The following is a 24,163-nucleotide window of genomic DNA, read 5'->3' on the forward strand; positions in this document are numbered from 1 at the left end:
CGCAACTTGGCCGCAAGAGATGGGAGAAGTTTATGAGCAACGCGTTTCCGGGAGTGGGACATCGGTATTTCGTCGATTTTCAAGCCTTCCGGGTCGAACTTGATTTCGCGTCCGAGACCTCGCTGACCTATTACAATCTTGATCAATCGGGCAATAAAGTCGGATCGGAAACCGTAACCATCAAGGTCGAGGCAATCACAGACGGAATTTTTCTCGTCACATGGCAAGAATCGGACAAAACAACAGTCGTTCATATTGAGGATTATGTCCGAAACACCATCGTTACGAATATAACTGCTTCTGATCTGACCTTCGATCAGTTTCATGGCACCTTTCGTCAATTGCCTTGACCTCACCGGTTATCGCAATTCTCAGAGATAAGCATTCAAATTTCTCTGTAGTCGGCTATCTGTGTCGATGACGGCGCGGAAGCCGGCATCGCACCCCAATACCCGCGCAGATTGCAGGCTCCGCAACATTCCTCGTCGAGAGCGCCGTCAGGCATTGAGGGATGCCGCTCGTGAGTTGCGATCGGCGTCCCTGATGGCACTACGCGAAAAGCGAACGCGTAATCGCTGCGCTCTGTTGCTCAATAGAGAGTTATTGCCGATGCAATTTCGGCAGTCCGGACGATGGCTCGCTGATATCCTTTATGGCGATCACGGATTCCTATGTACTGGCCTGCATACTCTGAATCTGAGAGCTGATCTCTAAAGTGGCCTTGCTACGAATCCCTGTCGCGTTGCTTCTATGTCACAACAGGAGGCACCCATGGCGGTAGCGAATAAGACGACGGCGCGCGGGCGAAAACAGGACCGGGTGCGGGTGGCTTGCGGGCAGGACTACGAAGTGCGGTACGAGGCGAAGAAGACCGGAAAGTCCGCATCGGCGGTGAAAAAGGCCGTCAAAAAGGTCGGCAACGCGCGCAAGCGCGTGGAGAAACGGCTAGGCCGCTGAGTTAGAGGACTAGGTTGGCATCGGCTCGGCGCCGGTCCTTCTAATCAGGAGGACATTCCGGGCAGGTATCACCGATCGAGTTCAGCACGTCGCGAACCTCGGCCGCCGCTGCATCAGGGGAGACGCCTGCTGGCGGGTCTCTACGGGCGATATCGAAGGCCCGCTCACGTGCATGCGGATCGGCGCGGTCCTGCATCCAACCGTGCTCCTCGCACTCGCGGATGGCGCCAGCGTTCTGAAGCACGTCAATCGCCCATCCGCGCATCGTCCGTATCGCCGGCCTTCGTTCACTTGTCATCAGCATGGAAATGGCTCCTGAACGGCGAATCGTTTTGTCCGCCATTCGTTCCGGCCGATAACACATGGCTGGGATTCGCAACGGCGGGAGCTCAGGGTTTGGAGTGCTACCGCCCACGAACCCGCGAGGAAATCCAAGGCCCAGCTAGCGCTTCATTTCCGTTTGTGCGCGTCCGGCAAGTGCCGGACCGGGCTCTCGTGAACCGAGCCGCGCGGCGTCTCGGCCGTGCGGCTTCGATCCCTCGCGCAAAAGCTGCGGAGCTCCTCGCCGGGGGCACTCGGGAAAGGGGCCCGCCGTCATGAAGTATGCCGGCGTCGCTATCACTGCCCCGTTCCCGGGTGCCCTCTTAACCGGTCTCGTCGCTGCACTCGGTCCCGCGTGCCGCCTTCGGCGTCGCTATGCTCACGCTCCTGCGGGTGCCATTTCTAGTTAAGGCGATGCGCCGCTAGCGCACGCCTGATCGGGGCCTGCGGCCCTAGGCAGATCGCGCAAGAGGCTGAGAGTACGAGTGCAGGCTGGGTTTTGCCGTGCGCTGCAGCCAAGCGTCTCGATCAGGCGAACCTAGAGAAACTGCGTGGTGCAGCCGCGGCGAATTAACGAACTCCTTGACGAGAGACACCACTTAACCGATCCGATAACGGGATAAAATGGGCAATCCCTACCGCGGTCGTCCGACATCTCATTCGGGATAGGGTGCATTCGCAACCAAATCTGCGGCCGATACCGGTTTGAACCCCGGAACGTACCGCGCCCCGAAATCGGCCGCGATGCCACCATGAGCACAGTGGGGCTTGCGTTTGACGATCCCACACATGTCGTCCTTGAACCGCTCTTTGATGCTGAGCCGCGGATAGGCCTGGTTGATGCGTTCGACATCTTCGGGCTTGAACCGCTCTAGTCCGAACCCAATGATGTCAGCGCCAATTCCTGCCAAGCAACAGACGACTTCAGGTTCCTTGTGGATGGCGATCGAGGGCGTTGTATGAAGCGCGATAGAATCCCAAACAAGCTGGAGATCACGTTCCTTCATGCCGTGCCCGCGCAAAAAGGCTCGAGCAGCGTTGGCACCATCCACCTCAAAGCGCTCATTGGCTTCGTACTTCTCTGTTAAGCCGAGATCATGGAGGATCGTCGCGCAAGCGAGCACCTCGGGGTCCGGCTTGACCGGGAAGTTGGAAGCGGCGAGCGTTGACATCAGCCATGAGCGAATGACGTGATTGAAAAGATACGGAGATAAGTGAGTACGAGCGAGGTCGATGCTTTGTTTGGTCAACGCTGAATCGATCACTTCAATTCCTGCCATGCGCATAGCGACGCTCCTTTGCCGATGCGCCACGACTGACGCAGAAAACACTCCGATTCCGAACCGGAATGCGTGATCCGAACACGCGATTTCCTTCCGCTTGTCCACATGGTCTTTCTCAGCTAACAACGTCCTGTCGTAAATGACATTTAAGCCACGATTCCAGACATGAGCAGGCTTATCGAATTCTATGTTTCGGACGGCGTTCAACTGCTCGACCTCAGCGGGCCATTGACGGCTTTTCGCTTCGCCGAGGCACATTCGCCAGGCACCTATACCGCAGTCGTGGTTTCGGATGTGGGGGCGTCGGTAAGGGCAAGCTGCGGCGTTTCCATTACCTCTGATGCCCCCCAAAAGGCTCGGGATACGCTTATCGTCGTCGGCGTCGAAGTGTTGGATATCGGCTTTCCGGCTGACCCCGGCACGATCGCCACGATGGCGCTTCACTCGCGCCGCGTAGCAAGTATCTGCACGGGAGCCTTCGGACTGGCCGCCGCTGGACTTCTTGATGGCAAGCGTGCCACCACACATTGGCGGCATGCTCCACGGTTACAGGCCGAATTCCCAAAGGTCATCGTCAAGCCTGACAAGATCTTCATCAAGGACGGGTGCGTTTGGACTTCTGCTGGAATAGCCGCGGGAATAGATTTGGCGTTGGCGCTGATCGAAGAAGATGTAGGCACCGCAGTCGCGAGACGGGTCGCTCAGGACATGGTGGTCTATCATCGTCGACCGGGCGGCCAGACGCAGTTCTCCGCTCTTCTTGAGATGGCCGCTCCGACCGAACGGGTGGGATCTGTCCTGCAATATGCGCGAGATCATTTGAACGAGGATCTATCCGTGGATCGGCTCGCAGAGGTCGTAGGATTGAGCTCGCGCCAGTTCAGTCGAGCTTTCGTCGCTGAAACGGGCCAAACACCCGCGAAGGCTATCGAACGCCTACGGGCTGAAGCGGCCAAGCCTCTCATCGAAGAAGGCGCCGCCTCCCTCAAGGACATATCGCGATCGGTCGGTTTTTCCGATCCAGAACGAATGCGGCAAGCCTTTATCAGAGCATTCGGATATCCGCCACGGGCCGCCAGGCGCATAGCTCGGGACGAGAACAAAGTATCTCGAATGGCGTGATCTACCCGTCGCCAGCCTCAATGGTCGCGATGGATATGAGGCATTCGCCTTCTGAAGGTGAGAGCACGACCGAGTAGCCGCAGATGGTCGAGAACTCCTGCTCCATCCGAACATTGCAGCGAAGAAGCAACCATTCATCGAGCGCTCCACGGATTTGCTGCCCCATGTCCGAATTCACTGCATAAACGTCATTTCAGCTCCGAACCGCTTGATCTAGCCTAATCGGACTATCTCCGCGAGGGAGCTCGCCTTCACGAACAGACTGGCAGCGACGATCGTTCGCCTAAAAGGATGATTATGAACAGTATTCTGCAGCAGCCAGCTCTTGGCAAACCGGGCCGATCGAGGTTGCAAGCTTATGTCTTCGTCAGCTCCGCGCACCCGCTAAAGGGGCCTCCAGGAGCAACGTTTTCGCCGACGACAGCGACCCTCATATGTGGAGAAGCGGAAGCCGTCCTCATCGATACACTCATCGCAACAGAAGACGTTGACGCTCTCGCTGACAGTATCGCACGACATGGTCAACGGCTGACGAGCATTTTGATCACGCACGGGCACCCAGATCACTATTTTGGTATGGATCGCTTGTTGTCCCGTTTTCCGGCTGCCCGGGTTATGGCCGCGCCAGGTGTGGTCGACCATATTCGTGCAAATCGCCCGCAAGACCTGGCACAGTTCGAAAAAATCATGAGCGTCGATATCGCCAAGCCGACCTCTTTTCCCGAACCGCTTGCGTCGGACGTGATTGATCTCGAGGGCGAGCAACTTCGCGTTGTTAATGTCGGCCAAGGAGACATTGCGCCCAGTACGGTGGTGTGGATTCCCACCCTCAAAATGGTTGTCGCAGGTGACGTCGCTTACAACTCGAACCACCTCATGCTTGGCCTCTCTGGCCCGGAGGAATGGAAACGCTGGATCGAAAGCGTGGGCGCGCTCAGAGCGCTTAAGCCAAAAACAGTAATCGCCGGGCATAAGAAGCCCGGGGTCAGCGATGAGGCAGAAGCCATCCTGGACGGAACGGAGGCGTATATACGCGACTTTGCTCAGGTGACCGCATCATCAGCGACGGCCGAAGAGGTTGTTTCCAGGATGCGCGACAAATATCCGGGCTACACGAATGCTACGATACTCGTTATGTCGGCAGATGCATTCTTCAAACGGCCCGGCGCCTGAAATGTGGACGTCTTGAGTCTGGGTCTTCTCACTGAGCCCTGCTCGTAAGCGTCGCGCAGGAACAGCAATTGGATTTCGTCTCCTGCGCCGACGCTCCATTGTTTCTAGCACCTTCAGGAATCCAGCATGATCTCTGACATCAAAGTTCCCGATAGCAGCATTGCCCGTCAAGCCGAGGAGCTCGCGCGTTCGGTGTCCAACGACATGCTCTTCAACCACGTCATGCGCTGCTATTGGTTCAGCGAGCTTTTTGCGCAGAAGCACGGCACGAAGGTCGACAGCGAGCTGATGTTCCTGTCGTCGGTGCTCCACGATCTTGGCCTCACTGCTCATGCGCCGGGACCGCATCGTTTCGAAATCGAGGGGGCCGGCGCGGCACGCAAGTTCCTGGTCGAAAAGGGCGTGTCGAGTGATCGAGCCCAGAAAGTCTGGGACAACATCGCGTTGCATACGTGGGACGTGAATCTATTCCGGGACGACACCAGCCGCATCATGGAACTCGGGCTGCTGTACGACGTCGTCGGCGTTGCCGATGCGGGGCTCGATCCGGCTGACGTCGCCGAGATCGTTCGGCGTTACCCGAGGCTGCATTTCAAGCGCGACTTTAACAAGGCCCTTAACCGCGAGCTGGATACCAAGCAACCGTATCCGCACTTCCATCATATATGCACGATGATCGAGCACAACCGCGCGCCGCTTGTGATGCCGGACTCTTCGACGGTGCTCAACATGGCGCCGTTCGAAGAGTGAGCTCAACAGGTATCAGACAGACAGCAGGCATCGAGAGAGGAAGAAGGGCTGTGAACCTGCGAGATTGGTTGCTGCTTAGAGAGTCGCGTGTTGCTGGCAGTCATAAATGAGCAAGACCTCGGCCGAATACTTACGATGGGACCAGGCAAGCCGTCCGGTTGTGAGCGGAATCGTTTTTGGTTCAGGTCCTGCTTTCGGGCACGTTCGCTGACGCGCACCGGGCTCTCGTGAACCAGGGAGCACTGACGCCGGGTGTTGACGGCAAGACCTTCAACGGCATGTCACTGACGAGCACTCCTGCTTCTTCGCGCCACAACGGCGCACGCCTTTCGGTAACGATCCCGCGCAATACTGTGTCGCTCGCCGGAGGCACTCGTTCTCGGGTCCCGCCGTCATTTCATTCCGGCGTCGCTATCACTGCCCCGAGCCCGGGTGCCTTATTAACCGGTCTCGCGACTGCAGTCGCCTCGGTGCCCGCGGTCATTTCATGCCCGCGTCGCTATCACTGCCCCTTCGTCGGCTGCCTTCTCTCTTGCCTCCGCTGCGCTTCGGCCGAAGTCTCTCTCTCTCGGAGCTATCGCGTGATGCGCGGCCGGCTGCCTGCGGAGCCGTCCAGAGTAAGAGGAGAGCCGGGACTATCGTGACGGGTTGGAGGCCGAGAGAGAGTCTCACGGCCGCCCGTCATGGAGATCCGACATGGCAAGTGTCGTCCAGAAGATCAAACTCAGTCCCTCCCGGGATATTCCCTTCAACAAGCTCGTCCTCAGCCAGTCCAACGTCCGGCGCGTGAAGGCGGGGGTTTCGATCGAGCAGCTAGCCGAAAGCATTGCGCAGCGTACTCTGCTGCAGAGCCTGAGTGTCCGCGCCGTCGCCGATGCAGATGGCAACGAGACCGGCATGTTCGAGGTGCCGGCGGGCGGCAGGCGTTATCGTGCTCTCGAGCTTCTGGTGAAACAGAAGCGGATGTCGAAGACGCAGGCGGTGCCGTGCGTCGTTCGTGACGGAGGAATTGCCGAGGACGATTCTGTGGCGGAGAACGATGAGCGGGTCGGCCTGCATCCGCTTGATCAATTTCGGGCCTTCCAGACACTCCGGGATCTCGGCATGACCGAGGAAGACATTGCCGCGCGGCATTTCGTGAGCGCGACAATCGTCAAGCAGCGTCTGCGCCTGGCGTCGGTCTCACCGAAGCTGCACGAGGTGTATGCCGAAGATGGCATGACCCTCGAGCAGCTCATGGCGTTCTCGGTCACGGCCGATCACGCCCGCCAGGAGCAAGTCTGGCAGAACGTCAGCCGCTCCGGCTATGACGAGCCATATCAGATCCGCCGCGCGCTCACCGAAAATACGGTGCGTGGCTCCGATCGCCGTGCGCAGTATTTCGGAATCGATGCGTACCAGCAGGCCGGAGGTCCCGTCTTGCGCGATCTGTTCGAGCATGACGACGGCGGCTGGCTGAAGGACGTCGCGCTCCTGGATCGCCTCGTCACTGAGAAGCTAAAGGCCGATGCAGAGACGATCGCGGCAGAAGGCTGGAAGTGGATTTCAGTCGCGGTGGATTTCCCATATGGCCACACCGAGGGCTTGCGAGAATTGGAGGGAAAACCGATCGATCTCACGATCGAGGAGCAGACGACCATCGATGCGCTCAACGCCGAGCATGACGGGCTCGAGGCCGAACATCAGGATGCGGACGAGTTGCCCGACGAGGTCGACCAGCGACTCGGTGAGATCGAAGCGGCGCTGCTGGCCTTCGAAGACCGATCCTTGGTCTACGATCCCGCCGACGTCGTCCGTGCCGGCGTCTTCGTCAGCATCGATTCCGAAGGGAGGCTCTCGATAGATCGGGGATATATCCGACCGGACGACGAAGTGACGGTGGCCGAGCCAGAAATCGGGCAGGACGCCGATACGTCATCGACGGGAGGCCAAGAGGATACGACCTCGGTGCCCGGCACGGTCATTTCGGTCGCAGGTAGCCCGACTGAGCCTGAAGAGGACGACGAGGACGTCACAAAGCCTTTGCCGGATCGGCTCATCACCGAGCTGACGGCACATCGCACACTGGCGTTGCGGGATGCGCTGGCGGAGAACCCAGCGATTACGTTCCAGGCGGTGCTGCACAACTTCGTTCTGACAGCCTTTTACCGGTTCGCATCGTCCGGGAGCTGTCTTGAGATTGGGCTTCGTCCACCGACGTTTCCCACTCAAGCCCCTGGACTTAGGGAGAGCGTGTCCGCGAAAGCCGTTGAAGCGCGGCATGAGTCCTGGAAAACGCGGCTGCCGAAGAGCGAGAACGATCTTTGGGATGCGCTCACAGCCCTCGATGGCGCCGCTCAAGCCTGCCTTTTCGCTCACTGCGCATCATTTGCGGTCAACGCGCTCTACGAGCCCGCCAACCGCTACAACCAGGGCCGTGTCTCCGCCCTTGGCGTTCGCACCCGGCTTGACCACGCGGATGTCCTGGCGCGGTCCGTCGGACTCGACATGGTCCAGGCGGGTTGGAGACCAACCGTCGATAACTATCTTGGCCGCGTCACAAAACCCCGCATCCTCGAAGCAGTTCGGGAAGCAAAAGGTGAGACGTCCGCGCAACTGATCGACCATCTGAAGAAGGCCGATATGGCCAAGGAGGCCGAGCGTCTTCTCGATGCTTCCGGCTGGTTGCCGGAGCCGCTTCGTCTCGTCGACGTTACGTCGGCGCAGGAGCAGGACGGTGCAGCCGGACCGTCGTTGCCCGAGTTCCTTGCCGACGACGAGGATCGAGACAACGCCAGCGACGACGATCGGCCACAACTCGACGCCGCAGAATGACTTGATCGCGCGACGGCTCCGGCTGCCGCGCACGTTGGGGGCCGGCGCGCAGCGCCGGTCCCCTTTTTCGTGGGAAGCCTGAGAGGAAGAGGCCGGCCGGGAAGGGTTTGAGCCGTCGCGGTCCGAGGAGAGCGCCTGGCGGTTCGACCCGTTCCCGCTCTCCCGAGGCATTCTGCCATGACCGAACCTCTCGCCGGCGCTGGCGCCGTCCCGCTTTCGATCCGTGCCGCCGCAACTCTCACCTCCGCCGTCGTCAAGGCTGCGCGACAGCTTTTGACCGATCTCGAACGCGGCCGTCGCATCGATGCCGCGGTCCTTCGCAGCGCGATGGAGGCTGCCTTCGGCGCCTCCGACGCGACCGGCGCCTGGAATTGGAAAATTGCCTATGACGCCTGCGAGGTGGCGACCGTCCTGTTCCTTCGCAAATTCGGCTCAGTTATCCGTGCCAGGGCCGGTTCGCCGCCCGCCATGTTGCCGATGCTAGCGAAGATCGTGAACTGCCTGCCGACCCATACTCGGCGTTCCGAGGAAAGCGAGGTGTTTCAACAATTCTCGACGCCGATTCCCCTTGGTCTGGCGGCATGCACCGCGGCTGGCATCACTTCCGCGGACCGTGTTTTGGAGCCGTCAGCGGGGACCGGCCTGCTGGCCATTTTTGCGGAGCTTGCTGGCAGCACAGTGGTGCTGAACGAGTTGGCCGAGGCCCGCGCCGACTTGCTCGGTCATCTGTTTCCCGGCGCCAAAGTGACGCGGTTCGACGCCGCACAGATCGACGATCATCTCGATGTCGATATTGTTCCGAGCGTGGTTCTGATGAACCCGCCCTTCTCGGCGATGGCGAACGTCGATCGCCGCATGGCGGATGCAGCCTTCCGTCACATCACTTCGGCGCTAGCGCGCCTTTGCGCCGGCGGGCGTCTCGTCGCCATCACCGGGGCGAACTTCGGCCCCGACAATCCAGCCTGGACCGACGCCTTCGTCCGAATCCAGGAACGTGGGCGCGTCGTATTTTCTGCCGCCATCGACGGCGCCGTCTATGCGAAGCACGGGACTCAAATCGACACAAGGCTGCTTGTGATCGACAAGCAGCCCACCGTCGATCCGACCGTGTTCCCTGTCTCGCTGGGCGTGGCGAGCGATGTCGCCACGTTGCTTGATTGGGTGACCAAGCATGTTCCTCAGAGGCTGCCAGTTGCGACCCCGGTTGTGGCCGATGCTATCAGACGTCCCGCGATCCCACGAACGGTCGCGGCCTTTGCAACGCGGTGGTCGTCTACAACGGCGATCCCGGCGCCAGAAGCCGTAGAACTCATATATGAGACGGTCGAGTGGTCTCCGCCGGAAGGCGGCCGGCTCACCGATACGCTTTATGAGGAATATGCTCTCCAGTCGATCCGCATTCCCGGATCCCACGCGCATCCGACAAAACTCGTACAGTCCGCAGCGATGGCCTCCGTCGCGCCTCCAAAGCCATCCTATCGGCCGCATTTGCCTTCGACTCTGGTGGGAGATGGAGTCCTGTCGGACGCCCAGCTTGAAAGCATCATTTATGCTGGCGAGGCGCACTCGGAATTTCTCGCAGGCACCTGGACGGTCGATGCGACTTTTGACGTCGTAGCCGCCGCGCGTGACGATGCATCAAATGCCGTCCGCTTTCGCCGCGGTTGGTTCCTGGGCGACGGCACCGGGGCGGGCAAGGGCCGGCAGGTCGCGGGCATCCTGCTCGACAATTGGTTGAAAGGCCGCCGTCGTGCCGTCTGGATCAGCAAGTCTGACAAACTGATCGAGGATGCGCAGCGCGATTGGTCGGCGCTCGGCATGGAGCGGCTCCTCGTTACGCCGCTGTCTAGATTCCGCCAGGGGACGTCGGTCCGGTTGGCGGAAGGCGTCCTGTTTACCACCTACGCTACGCTGCGCACCGACGAGCGAGGCGAAAAGCTTTCGCGGGTGCAGCAGATCGTCGAATGGTTGGGCTCCGACTTCGACGGCGTCATCATTTTTGACGAGAGCCACGCCATGCAAAATGCGGTTGGCGGCAAGGGCGAGCGCGGTGACCAGGCCGCCTCGCAGCAGGGGCGCGCGGGCCTTCGCCTCCAGCACGCGCTGCCGAACGCCCGCGTCGTCTACGTCTCCGCGACGGGCGCCACAACGGTGCATAATCTTGGCTACGCCCAACGGCTCGGCTTGTGGGGCGGCGACGACTTCCCATTCGCCACCCGTGCAGAATTCGTCGAGGCCATCGAGCAAGGCGGCGTTGCCGCAATGGAGGTGTTGGCGCGTGACCTCAAGGCGCTCGGTCTCTATGCCGCCCGCTCCCTGTCTTACGAAGGCGTCGCGTACGAGTTGGTCGAGCATCAGCTTACGCCCGAGCAGGTTCGCATCTACGATGCCTATGCCGGCGCATTCAGTATCATCCACAACAACCTCGAAGCCGCGATGCGGGCCGCCAATATCACGGGCGAAACCGGCACGCTGAACGGACAGGCGAAGTCCGCGGCCCGGTCTGCCTTTGAAAGCGCCAAGCAGCGCTTCTTCGGGCATCTGTTGACTTCGATGAAGACGCCGTCGTTGATCCGGTCGATCGAGCGCGATCTTGAGGCCGGGCACGCCGCCGTAATCCAGATCGTCTCGACCGGCGAGGCGCTGATGGAGCGTCGTCTTGCGGAGATCCCGACCGAAGACTGGGCCGACGTCCAGGTCGACATCACCCCGCGCGAGTATGTCCTCGACTATCTCGCTCATTCCTTCCCGGTTCAGCTCTACGAGCCCTTCACCGACGCGGAGGGTAATCTCTGTTCCCGGCCCGTATATCGCGACGGCCAACCGGTCGAGAGCAGGGAAGCCGTCGCGCGCCGCGGCCGTTTGATCGAGAAACTCGCCTCGCTGCCACCGGTACCTGGGGCGCTCGATCAGGTCGTCCAGCGCTTCGGCGCGGACGTGGTTGCTGAAGTGACGGGCCGCTCGCGCCGGATCATCCGAAAGCACGATCGGCTGGTGGTCGAAAGCCGCGCGGGCTCCGCCAACCTCGCTGAGACCGCGGCTTTCATGGACGACGTCAAGCGCATCCTGGTGTTCTCGGACGCGGGCGGCACGGGGCGCAGCTATCATGCCGAACTGTCGGCGCGGAATAGGCGGCTGCGTGTCCATTACCTGCTTGAACCCGGTTGGAAAGCGGACGCCGCCATTCAAGGCCTCGGCCGCACCAACCGCACCAACCAGGCGCAACCGCCGTTGTTTCGGCCCATTGCGACCGACGTGAAGGCCGAAAAGCGCTTTCTCAGCACCATTGCCCGTCGGCTCGACACGCTCGGTGCCATCACGCGCGGTCAGCGGCAGACCGGAGGGCACGGTCTGTTCCGTCCCGAGGACAATCTCGAAAGCCAGTACGGTCGGGATGCGTTGCGCCAGCTCTACATGCTGCTGGCGCGGGGCAAGGTAGATGGCTGCTCGCTCGAGAGGTTTGAGGACGCGACCGGCCTGAAGCTGACGGACGCCAATGGATTAAAGGATGAACTGCCGCCAATCACGACTTTCCTCAACAGGCTGTTGGCACTCACCATCGACCTGCAGAACATTCTCTTCACCGCATTCGAGCAATTACTGACCGCTCGCATCGAGGGCGCGATCGCGTCCGGTACCTACGATGTAGGGTTGGAAACGCTCCGCGCCGAAAGCTTTGTCGTCACCGACCGGCGGACGATTTATGTCCATCCCGGCACCGCCGCGGAGACCAGGCTTCTCACGATCACCCAGCGCGCGCGCAATCATCCGGTGCCGCTGGATGAAGCCCTTGACCGGCTCTCCGACGCGCGCGCCATCCTGCTGATCAACGAGCGTTCGGGACGCGCGGCCGTGCAAATCCCGGCCCCGAGTTTCATGCTTGACGATGGCGAAATCGAGCGACGCGTCCGATTGATCAGACCAATGGAGCAGCACAGCGTCCCCTTGAGGATGATGGCAGAAAGCCATTGGGTCGAAGCGGATCGTGCGCGCTTCGTCTCGGCCTGGCAGGCGGAGCTTGCGGAAGTACCCGAGTTCACGGATAGCACGATCCATGTAGTGTCGGGGTTACTGTTGCCGATCTGGAAACGGCTGCCGAACGAGTCGACCCGCGTCTATCGGTTGCAGACCGATGCCGGCGAGCGCGTGATCGGCCGCAGGGCCTCGGCCGCCTGGGTGGCGAACGCCCTCGCGACCGACACGCCCAAGCTGACGCCGGATGTGGTCCTCGCCGCGCTGATCGAGGGCCGAGCCGTTCTCGACCTCGCCGAAGGCCTTCAACTGCGCCGTGCCCGAGTCATGGGGAAACATCGCATCGAGCTGTCAGGCTTTACCGATGCCATGCGCGACCGTCTCAAAGCCTACGGCCTCTTCCACGAGATCATCTCGTGGAAGCTGCGCATGTTCGTGCCATCAGACGCAAGTGGTGTCGACATCCTGGCGAAGGTGCTCGACCACTATCCGATCGCACGCGTCGGCGAGCGGGAGGCGGCGTGATGTTCCGAGATGCGGCCGAACTGGCGCATCGCCTCGCGCGCGAGGCCGAAGCGGTGTGCCGGCACTATCTCTCCAACGGCCGGCGAGAGGGACGGTACTGGCTGGTCGGCGACGTCCACAATACACCGGGTCGCTCGATGTTCGTGCGTTTACAGCAGTCGACGAAGGGGCCCGCCGGCAAATGGACCGATGCTGCGACCGGCGAGCATGGGGATCTCCTCGATGTCATTCGCGAAAGCCAGGGCTTGCGCGATTTCCGGGAGGTTGCCGAGGAGGCAAGGCGCTTTCTCAAGCTACCTCGTACCGAACCGGAACTCGCCCCAAAGTCGGTTTGTCCACCAGCACCGTCCGGATCGCAAGAGGCCGCAAAACGCCTGTTTGCAATCTCAGGTCCGATTGAGGGGACTGTGGTCGAGACGTATTTGCAGCGCCGAGGAATTGCTCTCGTGCACCATGGTGGCAGCCTCCGCTTTCATCCACGCTGCTACTATCGGCCTGACGAGCACTTGCCGACCGAAACCTGGCCGGCAATGATCGCCCGCGTGACCGACATCGCTGGTCGGATCACAGGTGTGCACCGCACCTGGCTCGATCCGGAAGACTTCGATCGCATTCGACTTGGCAAAGCTCCGATCGATACGCCACGACGGGCAATGGGTGACCTGCTCGGCAATGCGGTTCGCTTCGGCTCGGCCGATGACGTGCTGGCCGCCGGCGAGGGGATCGAGACCATGCTGTCGTTGCGCTGTCCGCTATCGACCCTGCCGATGGCCGCAGCATTGTCCGCTAGTCACCTCGGCGCTATCGACTTCCCGCTGAGTTTGCGCCGACTCTACATCGCGCGCGACGCCGATGCGGCCGGAGACATGGTGGTGGCAGTTCTGACGCAGCGCGCGAAAGCAGCCGGCATCGAAGCGATCAAATTGTCGCCCCGGCTGGGTGACTTCAACGAAGATCTGCACATTTTCGGCCTCGAAGCCCTCTGGGCTGCGTTACGGTTGCAACTCGTGCCGGAGGATGTCGGTCGCTTCCTGCCTGCGTCGACTGCGGTCGCATAAGACCCACGCGTTGGATTAACGTCGACAAATGAGCCGGGTGAGGGGCGCCTCGTCGGGCTTGGTCGCGCGCACGGCCTTCTAGGGGGCGATCGGACGGCAAGCGGCCCGGCCCGGCAATGGCTGCGCCCGGCTATTTTCCGCCGCGCGCCGGCATCGGGAAAACACATCTTGGATGATGGAATGTCGTGCTTTGCATCGCGAAGCAAAATAGCCGGCCTCCGCCATCCTCCGCTGTCGCTGCGGCCCTCCGCTTCGCTTCGGGTTCTGGCCCGTTCCGCCCGCCGCCTGAGTAATCGCCACGAAGGCCGCGATGGGCGCAGCCAATCCGACAAAGGACCTCTCCCATGACCGATCATGACGACATCGAACCAGCGCACGACTCATCTCCTACCGACCACCTCCTGAGCGAACTGCAACTTTTCGGCTACCGTCCATTCGACGACCAACCCGATCCGAGACCGCTTCCCGAGGGCAAGATGATCACCGGCGCTGTCGCCGACATCTTCGACGCCCTGGTTGCCACCCTGAGCGACACCCGGCTTGAACCTGATCTCGAGGATCTGCTCTGGTCGACCGTGAACCTGTTCCATCGAGCAGCAGACCGGATTGGACGCGAACTCGACAATAACGAACAAGCGCAACGCAGGAGTCAGCACGAGCAGAACGGCTCGGAAGTTCGATCGGTCGAACTGGAGCGGCTGACAGCCGAAGGCATCACGTTGATCGAGCGGCGAAACTGCCTGGAGCTCTTCCGCGATCAAGCCGTCGACCACTTTGAAGTCCATACCGGTTCGATCTGGCGCCCCCGATCGGGATCACTTGTCAACCACCGCGCGCTCACCGCAGCTATGATCGACTCCAGAGATTATCTCGCAGCCAAGCGGCGCGCTGACACCGAGGTCATGTTGCCGCCCGGTCCCAAGATCGCACTGACGGGTGGCCTCGACTTCAACGACCATCACCTGATCTGGGATCGTCTCGACAAGGTACGCACCAAGCATCCCGACATGGTTCTGATCCACGGCGGCTCGCCGAAGGGCGCTGAATTGATTGCCGCCAAATGGGCGACCAGCCGCAAGGTGCCTCAGATCGCCTTTAAGCCGGATTGGACCAAGCACGCCAAGGCAGCACCGTTCAAACGCAACGACGCCATGCTCGAACTGCTGCCGATCGGCCTCATGCACTTCCCGGGCACGGGAATTCAAGACAACCTCGCCGACAAGGCGAAGCGGCTCGGCATTGCCGTCTGGAAGTTCGGCGGCGCGTAAGCGCCGTCTTGGCTACCTTCCGAAACCAGGTGGAGTTGCAAGCGCCGCAACTCCGCCAAGTTTCGACTTTATGTCCAAAATTGCGCCGCGGTGGTGGTGGAAGGCGCAACCGTTCCCTCTATGCAAACGGAGCCACCACCATGCTTGCCCTTGGACTTGTGCTCAATACCGTCGGCCTCGGCTTGCTCTGCTGGCTGATCTTCGCGCTAGCAGTCTATGCCGCGCCGTTTTTCGTCGCCGTCAGCGTCGGCATGCTGACGTTTAATAGCGGCGCTGGCGTCATCGGCGCGCTGCTCGTTGGCATTATCGCCGGTGCATCGACGCTCGTTATGGGTCAAACCGCTTTCGCAATGACGCGGTCGACGATCTTGCGTGCGGCGATCGGGGCGGCCTACGCCGTCCCGGCCGCCATTGCCGGCTACCATGTGGTTCTTGCGACGTCGCAGATCGGAGTGCCCTCCCTGGCCTGGCGTGAGGTCTTCGCTTGTCTCGGTGCAGTTTCCGTTGGTGCTACGGCATGGATGCGGCTGACCCTCTTCGCCGAACCCCGCCCGTTAGTACCCAGCGGGGCTTGGAGAAGCGAGCCCGCTCGCCGTTCTTCCCTGGCCGCGACGCGCGGCCGATAGTCCTCCGCCACCCTCGTCGTCGAACAGGTTCGTGTAGATCGGCGCACCAAAGAACGCATTGCCGGGCTTAAGTGAGAAGTGGCACCCTTCCTTCTAGAGGCTTCGAGCAGACTGCGCGAATCTCAGCGCGGCCCACGCAGATGCGGTGGCTGGGAGCGTTTTCGTTAGAGGTCATGGTCGGCTGACAATGCCGCCGTTTCCTGCACGTCGTTTCTTTCTCTACGCCCAAACGTTCCTACCTCTTGTTCGTCAGAACCGAGATACGCCAAGTCTTCTCCCGAAATTGCGGTTCAGCACGCGGACGCACGTGGCCTCTTTTATGGCTTGATCTGGCCGAAGACCGGCTACGCCTCGATCGTCTGAGCCGCAACGCCGCTTAAGACTTTCTTCCCCTGGGCTAACGCCCATTCCTCGCGAGGCAAGAAAGTCTTCACGCCGGCGTCCTCCGCTACGCTGCGGCCCGAGAGGGTGCGTCGCCGATCGTCCTCGGCCTGTAGATCGCCATCGAGGCCGCGGTGGTCGCGGGCTCGAAACACAACAGGAGAAGTGACATGGCTACCATCGGTTCTTTCAAGAAGATCGGCAACGATTTCCAGGGCGAGATCGTCACCCTGAGCTTGCAGGCCAGGGGCGTCCGCATCGTCGCAGAAGCCAACCGCTCCAACGAGAACGCTCCCAGCCACCGCATCTACGTGGGCCGGGCCGAGATCGGGGCCGCCTGGTCGAAGCGCTCCGAGGAGGGGCGCGACTATCTCTCACTCAAGCTCGACGATCCCTCCTTCAACGCGCCGATCTACGCGAACCTGTTCGACGACGAAGGCGGCGAAGGCTACACCCTGCTCTGGTCGCGGCCGCGGAAGAACGGCGACTGAGGCCCGCCCAAAGCCCCGTCCGGTTCGCCGGGCGGGGCTTCTCATTATCAAAGCCCACCTGGCACGAGGACGCAAAACCGCTAAGCGCAGCCGCTGCACATCGGACAGGCTATTCAGCCTGCCCTCGAGTCTTTCGCTTACCGCTGGTTGGGGGCGGGCGTGTTAGAAGGTCGGCCGCTTCGACTCCCAAACTGCGCGCCAATCGATCGACCACGTCGATGCCCGCCGCATAGATGCTCCGCTCGAGCGCGCTGATATAGGTTCGGTCAATTTCCGCTCGGTGAGCTAATTCCTCCTGCGACAGGCCGCGGGCTTGTCGGAGCTTTCGCAAATTGATTGCAAGTATCTCGCGTATGTCCATACGCGAGAGGGCACGTCCTTGAAGAGTATTTCACCACGGAGTATTCTCGACAAAGCGATCTCCGGAAATGGCCAGCTACCAAAAGTTTAACGTTTCTCCCTCTTCCGGCCAGTGCCGCTCGCAACTAGAATTTGTCAAATCTAGGGCGTGGAGTCTGATGAGAAATCTGCCACTCGATCCTGACGTTGCAGACACTGCGCCGACTGAGCAGATTCTGACGGCGTACGATCAGGAGCACGTCGTGACTTACGCGCGCCTTCTGCAAGCCGATAGTGAGGGAGCTGATTGGCGGGAGGTCGCGCGAATAGTCTTGCATGTCGATCCAGAGCGCGAGCCTGATCGTGCGCGGAATGCGTATGAGAGCCATCTGGCGCGCGCAAAATGGGTTACCGAGAGGGGGCGTCTCTTGCGCGGTGCCGGCTCAAATTAGAAGAATTTACTGACAATATCTCCGTTGAGGACACAGGTTTCTTCGACCGTTCGGTGGTCATCCGGGGCACCACGCGGTGCCAAAGTAGGGGCTTCCGACAACCCAATCGATCAGAATTATTGCGCCGCAATCCTCGTTAGCTTTGTGAATGGGGCGGAAGCAATGCCTGAATTCGACTGGCGATCGCCGGAGTCTTACAAGAGCCTGCAAAATGCTGACATCACCGACATCGCTTGGGAATGTCTGCGTCGTAATGCCGACTACCAACGCGACTACCAAGCGATAATCGCTAACACCCCCGACGGGGAAGTAACGCCAGAGTTCAGGAGGAGGTGGGGCATCTGCTTTCGCTCATGACCCGCAGGGAACCTTCGGCGAGCAGACCATCTATTGGGCGCCTGAGGTGCTGCCGGCCGTCGTGCCAGTCGCTGCGACTGCGTCGCCTGTGTCTGGCAGTGAAGCGCCTCAACCACCGCTCGATCTCGCAGTTGGTCAGGTGCGACGCGCCTCTGATGGATGGCATGCTATTCTTCGCATTGGAGTGGTGGAGCATCGCGTCTGGCTGAAAGAGCCGCCAGCGATAGGTCGCAGCTATGTGGCGGAGTTGCCGTTTGACGGCGACTTCGATGCGCGCGCGTACGCTGCCCGACGGCTGTGGCGCGCAATGAATGGGCGCACGCCGGGGCCCGCTTTTCATGAGTTATCCAAGCAGCGGCGCGAGCGGCTAGGCGCGGCCAACGGCGCCGAGCGATTGAACTTCGCGCCTGCCCTCATCGATCCAGTCACCGAGAGACTTCGCAAGCGTGGTCTCATTCCGAAGTCGGGAGATAGCCTGTGAATCGGCTCGTGCTATCGGGGACCGCAACCCTCGTGCCATCAGGGACCGGATCCTCGTGCTATCGGGGACCGAAATCGGGCCTAAGTCCTTGTCTCCTAGCGCTTTCCAGCCGCCGTAACTCTTCTAACCTGAAATCCTTCGGATTTCTTCTAACGGACCGCGCCATTCGCGTAGCTGAGGACAACCTCCAACATCCATCCGCCAGGTCTGCCTCGCCTCGCTGTCAAGGACGGCGACGATGCGCTGTCGCAAGCGCGCTCCAGTCAGGCAATTGGAATATCTCTCAAGCTCGGAGCGTCTTATGAGCGATCTCACCGAAGTCGAGCTCCTTTGGCTCGAGAAGCGCATTGAGAACCGCGTTCGCTTCGGGCGTGCCGTCGAGGAAAAAGTCCTCGATCGTCGCCGTCGACTGTTGTCATTTGCGCCAGGCAGCATCTTTGCATTCGTTCGTTGGACGTCGAACGACTTCGGAACGGCGATCTCGCGGATCGACATCCTGCGCGCAGTCGCGCCCGGACAGCGGTGCTCGACCGTGCCTTATGTGAAGCCGGGCGGAGAGATCCTTCTGCGGCTGTCCGGCTGGCCGAAGGTTGAACGGGCGCTCCAGTTGATCGATGCCGTCGAAGCACTGGACATCAATCCGGCAGATGCTGCACCGGACTATTGGCATCACGTTCACAACCGGCTGTCTGTCAACGAGAACCCCCGTCCTTACACGAAAGGACGTCACCAGGCGTGGCTTCACCGGCAGAGGATCATGCGATGACCAGCCGGTTCAAGACGCTGACCGCGATGCTCGGCGGTGCCGCGGTTCTTATCACGCCAATTCTTCTGGAGATCACACCAGTCTACGTCTGGAATGCATCCGAGAGCGTGCCGATCGGGCTCTATCGTTTGCAGCCGTCATACAACCTGTTCATCACCGAGCTTGTTGCCGTTCAGCCGCCGGAGCCGCTTGCGACCTTCCTCGATCTGAACGGCTATCTGCCAGCCGGGGTGCCGATGCTCAAACGCGTGCTGGCGCTTCCCGGGCAGACCGTCTGCCGAAGCGGGCTCACACTCTCTGTCGACGCGATCGAAATGGGCGAAGCACGGGAGCGCGATGGCCGCGGCCGGCCGCTCCCGAAATGGCAGGGTTGCCGAGTCGTCGGCGAGGGCGAACTCTTTGTCATGAACTGGCAGTCCGCCAACTCGCTGGATGGCCGCTATTTCGGGTTCTTGCCGGCGTCGGCTGTCATTGGCCGCGCGCTGCCGGCGTGGACCTGGGAGGATTGATCGTGCGCGTATTGGGCATCCGATCTGCCATTCCTCTGTTCGGCCAAGTGCCGCACCATTCCTCCGTCCCGACCAACGATTGCGCAGCCGTCGCGTACAGTAGCGGTTCAGGGCGGCCGAAAGGTCGGCGCGAAGCGGCTTTACCCCGGACGGGCGCGAGCACGGCGGCACGCTTGCGTTTGTTCGAGAGGAGCCTGCTCGCTGTCGTACCGTTGTTCGCTGCGCTGACCGTGAGCAACGTTCCTACTGTCGCAGAGACGCGGCCCGCGGACCCTACAGCAAGGTATGCAACTAGCGATCCATTTGCGGATTTCGTCGAGCAAGCTTCGCACCGCTTTGGCGTGCCGGTGCGCTGGATACGCGCAGTCATAGACGTCGAAAGCGCCCGAGACGTGCGTGCCAGGTCGCCGAAAGGCGCCATGGGCCTGATGCAGATCATGCCAGAAACGTGGGCGGAGCTGCGTCGGCGGTACGCCCTCGGTAACGATCCCTACGATCCCCATGACAACATTCTTGCGGGTACCGCATACCTTCGCGATCTGCGTCACCGCTACGGTTCACCGGGGTTCCTTGCAGCCTACAACGCGGGACCTGCTCGCTACGAAGAACAACTGGTCGGCCGTCCATTGCCAGCAGAGACCCAAGCCTACTTGAAGACGCTCGTGCCGGTCATCGGCAGCGATATTGCAGCTTCCAGCGCAGCCGCGAGGCTGCGGTCGTCGGTGGGGACGCTCTTTGTTGTGCGGTCTGAGGACTCAAAGACCGCTGCCCGGGTGCAGCCTGAGCGCCCGCCGAACCGGGCTTCGACGGCCATCTCCGTTCACGACATCTCGGCGATTGCACCACAGGCAACAGGGTTGTTCGTGGCGAGATCTGATGCGGGAGGCCCTCGATGACTGAGTGCGCAAGCTGGCATGCGTTGGCGTTCGCTGGGGAAGAGTGGGCGGAAGGGCGAGAGCAGTGGGGAGGCACGACAACAGGACTGCCGCCCGTAATCGGTTTGGCGGTGGAAAAGCCTGCGAAGGATCATCAATAGGCGCGGTTGCGCAGCCAACAAATTCGTCTCAGCAACGTGGGAGACGCGCGATGGAATTCTTCACCGGACTGGACGTGGGCATGGACGAAACCGCGATTTGCGTGGTCGACGACAAGGGCAAGGTGATGCTGCAGACGACGGTGGTGACCGATCCGGAGGCGATCAAGCTTGCGCTCAGGCCGTATCTGGGCCGGCTTCGGCGGGTGGGTCATGAGGCGGGCTCGTGGTCGCCGTGGCTGCATCCGGAATTGGAAAAGCTCGGCCTGCCGGCGGTGTGCCTGGAGACGCAGCATGTGCGCGCCGCGCTGAAGGCGCAACGCAACAAGACCGACAAGACCGACGCGCTGGGGCTGGCGCATCTGATGCGCACCGGCTGGTTCCGCCAGGCCCATATCAAGAGCGAGGCCTGCTACCGGCTGCGGCTGTTGTTGACCCACCGGCGCAATCTGAAGCGCAAGTTCGTGGATTTGGAGAATGCGATCCGGCATTCGCTGAAGGCCTTCGGCATGCGCTTCAAGGGATGCGGGCGTGGCGGCTTTGCGCAGGCCGTGCGCGAGGCCGTCGCCGGCGATCCGCTGGTGAGCGAGCTGATCGAGGCCATGCTCAATGCCCGTGCCGCGCTCTGGAAGCAGTATTTGAAGCTGCACGACATGGTGGTCAAATTTGTTGCCGGCCATGAGCTGTGCCGGCGCTTGATGCAGATCCCGGGTGTCGGGCCGGTTGCGGCGCTGAGCTTTGTGACCGCGATCGACGATCCCTCGCGGTTCAAGAGGTCACGCGATGTGGCGGCCTATTTTGGCCTGACGTCGCGGCGCTGGCAGTCCGGCAAGTCGATTGACGTGCAGGGGCGGATCAGCAAGGCGGGCGACCCGGACGTGCGGCGGGCGCTCTATGAGGCGGCCTCTGCCTTGCTGACGCGGTTCAAGCGCAAGGACAAGATCAAGGCCTGGGGCATGGCGCTCGCCAAGCGCTCGAGCCACCGCAAGGCGACCGTGGCGGTGGCACGCAAGCTTGCCGTGGTCATGCATGCGATGTGGGTTGACGGCACGTTTTACTGCGGTGATCCGGCGGCGCGCGCCGCTGATGTGAGCGCGCGCGCCGCCGCCAAGGACAAGAAGCTGCTCGGGACTTACGCATGAGGACGGTTGATCGGAAGCCATCGAACGACGGATTGACTGCAACACGTTGAACCACGGAGCTCCGCGACAGCGGAAGAGGACTGGTGCAGAAAAAGGACGACGGAACGCACGCTATCTTGCCTGTGGCCACGCCTTCAAAGGGCGCGATGGACCACGCCGGAATGCCTGTGATGCTGCTCCGTCATTCCCATGGAAAGGTGCGCCGCGACGGATTCCGCGCTGCCTGGATGCAGCCCGACTTCGCCGTCGATGAGCGCGGAAGACTGCACAGCGCGCCAGGACTCGTTCATGTCGTCGTGTCTCGTGGTCAGGCGTGCATCAGAGGGCCTTGTCGCAACAGAGGAAATCATCGACAATGGGTAAGAAATTGCAAAACACCCGACCGATTAAGACGGCGAGATAAAAGGGGCTCGCCGGTCGAACCGCAAGCCATTGACATGGCTTGGGTCCTGGCGTGCCGGTCGGTCGGGGCGCGTGCCGCGCCTTGCGTTTTGATCAATGCAATCAAGGACATTTTCGGCACTGTAGGCGCCGTTGCGCTCATTGAGGTGCGGCATGACCGCAGGTGACAGCGAACTGCGTATTCGACCGGGGCGCATTCGCAGCACCCGCGCGCCAAAACCGAAGAGCTTCATCAACCAGGTGCTACGCGCCGCGAAGAAAGCTGGCCACACCTCAGGTCAGGCTGCGGCTGGCAAGCGTTTCACGGTTTATGGGCGCTCGACGTTTGGCCGCGGTAGGCTCGCATTTAACCGCAGCCGATTGTTCAGCCCGACGCGGCGCGTCGTGGTGAAAGCACGCGTTGTCCGCCACAAAGGACGAGCATTCCGCTCGGCGCCGCTGACGGCCCATCTTTCATACCTGAAGCGCGACGGCGTGACCCGGAGTGGTGAGCGGGCCGAGATGTTCGATGTCAGAGGCGACAGAGCCGATGGTGCGGCCTTCGCCGAGCGATGCGAGGGCGACCGGCATCATTTTCGGTTCATCGTCTCGCCCGAGGATGCCGGCGAGATGACCGACCTCAGGGCTTTTACCCGTGATCTGGCCAAACAGATGGAGATAGACCTCGGCACGCGGCTTGACTGGGTGGCCGTCGATCACTGGAACACAGACAATCCTCATGTCCATCTTCTCGTTCGGGGCGTCGACGAACAGGGCACTGATCTCGTCATCTCCCGCGACTACATCAGCCGAGGCCTACGTTCACGCGCCGACGAACTGGTTGCCATCGAACTGGGACCAAAACCGGAGCATGAGATATGCAATTCGTTGGAGAGAGAAGTCGCTGCAGAACGATGGACGCGGCTCGATCAGGAGATCCGGCTGGCAGCCGATGAAGCAGGCTATATCGATCTTCGCCCTGAGAATCCCGGCAGCTCCGATCTCGAGATCCGGCGCCTGATGGTTGGCCGTCTTCAGCATCTGGAGAAGATGGGCCTTGCGGCACCAGCTGCGCCAGGGGAGTGGATGGTCGGGCTCGAGGCCGAGCGTAATCTCCGCGACCTTGGCATGCGCGGCGATATCATCAAGACGATGCATCGCGCCTTCACCGAGCGTGAGGAACCGCGCGGCGTTTCCGATTACGTCATCGAAGGTGGACAGCCGACCTCCCAGATCGTCGGACGGCTGGTTGATCGGGGATTGCACAACGAGTTAACTGGCGAGGCCTACGCGGTGATCGACGGAACAGACGGAAGGGCCCATCACGTCCGCTTTCCGGGGATCGAGGCCTTCGAACATGCGCTGCCGGTCGGCGGCATCGTCGAAGTACGACGGTTCGGCCAAGCCAGCGATCCGCGTCCCACCCTGATGCTGGCGATCCGCTCTGATCTGGATCTCGGTGAGCAGATCAGCGCGAGGGGGGCGACCTGGCTAGACCACCGGCTGGTCGAACGTGACTCGATGCCACTCGCGATGGGGGGATTCGGCCGCGAGGCCCGCGACGCCATGGAAGCTCGCGCCGAACATCTGGTTCAGGAAGGTCTGGCGCGGCGGCAGGGACAGCGCATCATCCTACAACGCGACCTCCTGAACACGCTGCGCCGACGCGAACTCGACGAGGTGGGAACAAGGATCGCGGCCGACATCGGGCTTCCGCACGTGAAGGGAGCATCCGGTGAACACGTGGCGGGCACCTATCGCCAGCGCCTGACGCTCGCCTCGGGACGCTTCGCCATGATCGATAACGGGCTCGGCTTCCAACTCGTGCCGTGGTCGCGGGAGCTCGAAAAGAGGCTCAGTCAGCACGTCACCGGCGTCGTGAAGGACGGCGGCGGCATCGAATGGGGTTTTGGTCGCAAGCGTGACCTAGGCCTATAGCTTGAGTTCGCCAAATTCAATTGC

The 24,163-nt window shown here is 61.3% G+C and carries 23 protein-coding genes; 18 read left to right on the forward strand and 5 right to left on the reverse strand.

The annotated features are described in order from the left end of the window. The first annotated feature begins 32 nt into the window (after positions 1-32). Complete coding sequence (locus tag BLS26_RS23020; RefSeq protein WP_092514842.1) at positions 33-350, forward strand: hypothetical protein; 318 nt, start codon at positions 33-35, stop codon at positions 348-350. A gap of 421 nt (positions 351-771) precedes the next feature. Continuing rightward, positions 772-957 carry a DUF3606 domain-containing protein gene (locus BLS26_RS23025; RefSeq protein WP_092514844.1) on the forward strand — a complete coding sequence of 62 codons (186 nt, stop codon included), beginning with the start codon at positions 772-774 and terminating at the stop codon, positions 955-957. Between the two features lie 40 nt (positions 958-997). Here the strand turns inward: BLS26_RS23025 and BLS26_RS23030 are convergent, their stop codons facing one another. Further along, positions 998-1,261, reverse strand: a complete 264-nt coding sequence (locus BLS26_RS23030) for a hypothetical protein (RefSeq protein ID WP_092514846.1) — start codon at positions 1,259-1,261, stop codon at positions 998-1,000. Between the two features lie 673 nt (positions 1,262-1,934). Beyond that, complete coding sequence (locus BLS26_RS23035; RefSeq protein ID WP_157676554.1) at positions 1,935-2,564, reverse strand: HD domain-containing protein; 630 nt, start codon at positions 2,562-2,564, stop codon at positions 1,935-1,937. 162 nt (positions 2,565-2,726) lie between these two features. Here BLS26_RS23035 and BLS26_RS23040 point away from each other — a divergent pair, with 162 nt between their 5' ends. After that, entirely contained in the window at positions 2,727-3,683 is a 957-nt protein-coding gene (locus tag BLS26_RS23040; protein WP_092514850.1) for a GlxA family transcriptional regulator, read from the forward strand. A 1-nt stretch (position 3,684) separates the two neighbouring features. Here the strand turns inward: BLS26_RS23040 and BLS26_RS35915 are convergent, their stop codons facing one another. Continuing rightward, positions 3,685-3,849 (reverse strand): hypothetical protein, encoded by a 165-nt coding sequence (locus BLS26_RS35915; protein WP_157676555.1) that lies wholly within the window; start codon positions 3,847-3,849, stop codon positions 3,685-3,687. Positions 3,850-3,980: 131 nt separating this feature from the next. Here BLS26_RS35915 and BLS26_RS23045 point away from each other — a divergent pair, with 131 nt between their 5' ends. From BLS26_RS23045 to BLS26_RS23085, 8 genes are all read left to right on the forward strand, one after another. Further along, positions 3,981-4,856 carry an MBL fold metallo-hydrolase gene (locus tag BLS26_RS23045; RefSeq protein WP_157676556.1) on the forward strand — a complete coding sequence of 292 codons (876 nt, stop codon included), beginning with the start codon at positions 3,981-3,983 and terminating at the stop codon, positions 4,854-4,856. A 126-nt stretch (positions 4,857-4,982) separates the two neighbouring features. Beyond that, entirely contained in the window at positions 4,983-5,606 is a 624-nt protein-coding gene (locus tag BLS26_RS23050; protein ID WP_092514853.1) for a metal-dependent phosphohydrolase, read from the forward strand. Positions 5,607-6,302: 696 nt separating this feature from the next. Beyond that, the gene (locus BLS26_RS23055; RefSeq protein ID WP_092514854.1) at positions 6,303-8,420 is read left to right on the forward strand and encodes a ParB/RepB/Spo0J family partition protein; all 2,118 of its coding nucleotides are present in this window, start codon (positions 6,303-6,305) and stop codon (positions 8,418-8,420) included. A gap of 177 nt (positions 8,421-8,597) precedes the next feature. Further along, on the forward strand, positions 8,598-12,917 hold the full coding sequence (locus tag BLS26_RS23060) for a strawberry notch-like NTP hydrolase domain-containing protein (RefSeq protein ID WP_092514855.1): 4,320 nt from the start codon (positions 8,598-8,600) through the stop codon (positions 12,915-12,917). Beyond that, positions 12,917-13,975, forward strand: a complete 1,059-nt coding sequence (locus tag BLS26_RS23065; RefSeq protein ID WP_092514857.1) for a toprim domain-containing protein — start codon at positions 12,917-12,919, stop codon at positions 13,973-13,975. The genes BLS26_RS23060 and BLS26_RS23065 overlap by 1 nt, the downstream gene beginning before the upstream one ends. 344 nt (positions 13,976-14,319) lie before the next feature. After that, positions 14,320-15,243, forward strand: coding sequence for a DUF2493 domain-containing protein (locus BLS26_RS23070; RefSeq protein WP_092514859.1), 924 nt, complete (start codon positions 14,320-14,322; stop codon positions 15,241-15,243). A gap of 140 nt (positions 15,244-15,383) precedes the next feature. Further along, a complete protein-coding gene (locus tag BLS26_RS23075; RefSeq protein WP_092514861.1) occupies positions 15,384-15,869 on the forward strand; it encodes a hypothetical protein in 486 nt (161 codons plus the stop codon). A gap of 551 nt (positions 15,870-16,420) precedes the next feature. Then, positions 16,421-16,741 carry a DUF736 domain-containing protein gene (locus BLS26_RS23085; protein WP_092514869.1) on the forward strand — a complete coding sequence of 107 codons (321 nt, stop codon included), beginning with the start codon at positions 16,421-16,423 and terminating at the stop codon, positions 16,739-16,741. Between the two features lie 109 nt (positions 16,742-16,850). On the opposite strand, the gene BLS26_RS23090 is transcribed toward BLS26_RS23085, so the two are convergent. Further along, the gene (locus tag BLS26_RS23090; RefSeq protein ID WP_092514874.1) at positions 16,851-17,102 is read right to left on the reverse strand and encodes a helix-turn-helix domain-containing protein; all 252 of its coding nucleotides are present in this window, start codon (positions 17,100-17,102) and stop codon (positions 16,851-16,853) included. 157 nt (positions 17,103-17,259) lie between these two features. Here BLS26_RS23090 and BLS26_RS36895 point away from each other — a divergent pair, with 157 nt between their 5' ends. The 6 genes from BLS26_RS36895 (at position 17,260) to BLS26_RS23130 (ending at position 21,820) form a co-directional block, all read left to right on the forward strand. After that, positions 17,260-17,532 (forward strand): DUF2285 domain-containing protein, encoded by a 273-nt coding sequence (locus BLS26_RS36895; protein WP_092514876.1) that lies wholly within the window; start codon positions 17,260-17,262, stop codon positions 17,530-17,532. Positions 17,533-17,694: 162 nt separating this feature from the next. Further along, entirely contained in the window at positions 17,695-17,889 is a 195-nt protein-coding gene (locus BLS26_RS36900; RefSeq protein WP_092514877.1) for a transcriptional regulator domain-containing protein, read from the forward strand. A 782-nt stretch (positions 17,890-18,671) separates the two neighbouring features. Beyond that, positions 18,672-19,136 carry a DUF2840 domain-containing protein gene (locus BLS26_RS23115; RefSeq protein ID WP_092514879.1) on the forward strand — a complete coding sequence of 155 codons (465 nt, stop codon included), beginning with the start codon at positions 18,672-18,674 and terminating at the stop codon, positions 19,134-19,136. Continuing rightward, the gene (locus BLS26_RS23120; protein ID WP_092514880.1) at positions 19,133-19,645 is read left to right on the forward strand and encodes a S26 family signal peptidase; all 513 of its coding nucleotides are present in this window, start codon (positions 19,133-19,135) and stop codon (positions 19,643-19,645) included. Before BLS26_RS23115 ends, BLS26_RS23120 begins: the two co-directional genes overlap by 4 nt. A 347-nt stretch (positions 19,646-19,992) precedes the next feature. Further along, positions 19,993-20,541: a lytic transglycosylase domain-containing protein gene (locus BLS26_RS23125; protein ID WP_244542026.1), complete on the forward strand. Its 549-nt coding sequence runs from the start codon at positions 19,993-19,995 to the stop codon at positions 20,539-20,541. 190 nt (positions 20,542-20,731) lie between these two features. After that, positions 20,732-21,820, forward strand: a complete 1,089-nt coding sequence (locus BLS26_RS23130; RefSeq protein WP_092514882.1) for an IS110 family transposase — start codon at positions 20,732-20,734, stop codon at positions 21,818-21,820. Positions 21,821-21,954: 134 nt separating this feature from the next. Here the strand turns inward: BLS26_RS23130 and BLS26_RS35920 are convergent, their stop codons facing one another. Then, positions 21,955-22,110, reverse strand: coding sequence for a hypothetical protein (locus BLS26_RS35920; RefSeq protein ID WP_157676557.1), 156 nt, complete (start codon positions 22,108-22,110; stop codon positions 21,955-21,957). A gap of 265 nt (positions 22,111-22,375) precedes the next feature. Between BLS26_RS35920 and BLS26_RS23140 the strand changes: the two genes are divergently transcribed. Then, positions 22,376-24,139, forward strand: a complete 1,764-nt coding sequence (locus BLS26_RS23140) for a DUF3363 domain-containing protein (protein ID WP_092514883.1) — start codon at positions 22,376-22,378, stop codon at positions 24,137-24,139. Positions 24,140-24,163 lie beyond the last annotated feature (24 nt).

This window comes from Afipia sp. GAS231 (assembly GCF_900103365.1).
Classification (GTDB): Bacteria; Pseudomonadota; Alphaproteobacteria; order Rhizobiales; family Xanthobacteraceae; genus Bradyrhizobium.

Bases quoted from the DNA above. Each gene is read 5' to 3' on its own strand.
- BLS26_RS23130 (WP_092514882.1), top strand. From the start codon at position 20,732: ATGGAATTCTTCACCGGACTGGACGTGGGCATGGACGAAACCGCGATT.
- BLS26_RS23075 (WP_092514861.1), top strand. From the start codon at position 15,384: ATGCTTGCCCTTGGACTTGTGCTCAATACCGTCGGCCTCGGCTTGCTC.
- BLS26_RS23045 (WP_157676556.1), top strand. From the start codon at position 3,981: ATGAACAGTATTCTGCAGCAGCCAGCTCTTGGCAAACCGGGCCGATCG.
- BLS26_RS23070 (WP_092514859.1), top strand. From the start codon at position 14,320: ATGACCGATCATGACGACATCGAACCAGCGCACGACTCATCTCCTACC.
- BLS26_RS23065 (WP_092514857.1), top strand. From the start codon at position 12,917: ATGTTCCGAGATGCGGCCGAACTGGCGCATCGCCTCGCGCGCGAGGCC.
- BLS26_RS36900 (WP_092514877.1), top strand. From the start codon at position 17,695: ATGCCTGAATTCGACTGGCGATCGCCGGAGTCTTACAAGAGCCTGCAA.
- BLS26_RS23035 (WP_157676554.1), bottom strand. From the start codon at position 2,564: ATGCGCATGGCAGGAATTGAAGTGATCGATTCAGCGTTGACCAAACAA.
- BLS26_RS23050 (WP_092514853.1), top strand. From the start codon at position 4,983: ATGATCTCTGACATCAAAGTTCCCGATAGCAGCATTGCCCGTCAAGCC.
- BLS26_RS23040 (WP_092514850.1), top strand. From the start codon at position 2,727: ATGAGCAGGCTTATCGAATTCTATGTTTCGGACGGCGTTCAACTGCTC.
- BLS26_RS36895 (WP_092514876.1), top strand. From the start codon at position 17,260: ATGAGAAATCTGCCACTCGATCCTGACGTTGCAGACACTGCGCCGACT.
- BLS26_RS23025 (WP_092514844.1), top strand. From the start codon at position 772: ATGGCGGTAGCGAATAAGACGACGGCGCGCGGGCGAAAACAGGACCGG.
- BLS26_RS23115 (WP_092514879.1), top strand. From the start codon at position 18,672: ATGAGCGATCTCACCGAAGTCGAGCTCCTTTGGCTCGAGAAGCGCATT.
- BLS26_RS23055 (WP_092514854.1), top strand. From the start codon at position 6,303: ATGGCAAGTGTCGTCCAGAAGATCAAACTCAGTCCCTCCCGGGATATT.
- BLS26_RS23020 (WP_092514842.1), top strand. From the start codon at position 33: ATGAGCAACGCGTTTCCGGGAGTGGGACATCGGTATTTCGTCGATTTT.
- BLS26_RS23090 (WP_092514874.1), bottom strand. From the start codon at position 17,102: ATGGACATACGCGAGATACTTGCAATCAATTTGCGAAAGCTCCGACAA.
- BLS26_RS23085 (WP_092514869.1), top strand. From the start codon at position 16,421: ATGGCTACCATCGGTTCTTTCAAGAAGATCGGCAACGATTTCCAGGGC.
- BLS26_RS23030 (WP_092514846.1), bottom strand. From the start codon at position 1,261: ATGCTGATGACAAGTGAACGAAGGCCGGCGATACGGACGATGCGCGGA.
- BLS26_RS23140 (WP_092514883.1), top strand. From the start codon at position 22,376: ATGACCGCAGGTGACAGCGAACTGCGTATTCGACCGGGGCGCATTCGC.
- BLS26_RS23120 (WP_092514880.1), top strand. From the start codon at position 19,133: ATGACCAGCCGGTTCAAGACGCTGACCGCGATGCTCGGCGGTGCCGCG.
- BLS26_RS23060 (WP_092514855.1), top strand. From the start codon at position 8,598: ATGACCGAACCTCTCGCCGGCGCTGGCGCCGTCCCGCTTTCGATCCGT.
- BLS26_RS35915 (WP_157676555.1), bottom strand. From the start codon at position 3,849: ATGGGGCAGCAAATCCGTGGAGCGCTCGATGAATGGTTGCTTCTTCGC.
- BLS26_RS35920 (WP_157676557.1), bottom strand. From the start codon at position 22,110: ATGAACGAGTCCTGGCGCGCTGTGCAGTCTTCCGCGCTCATCGACGGC.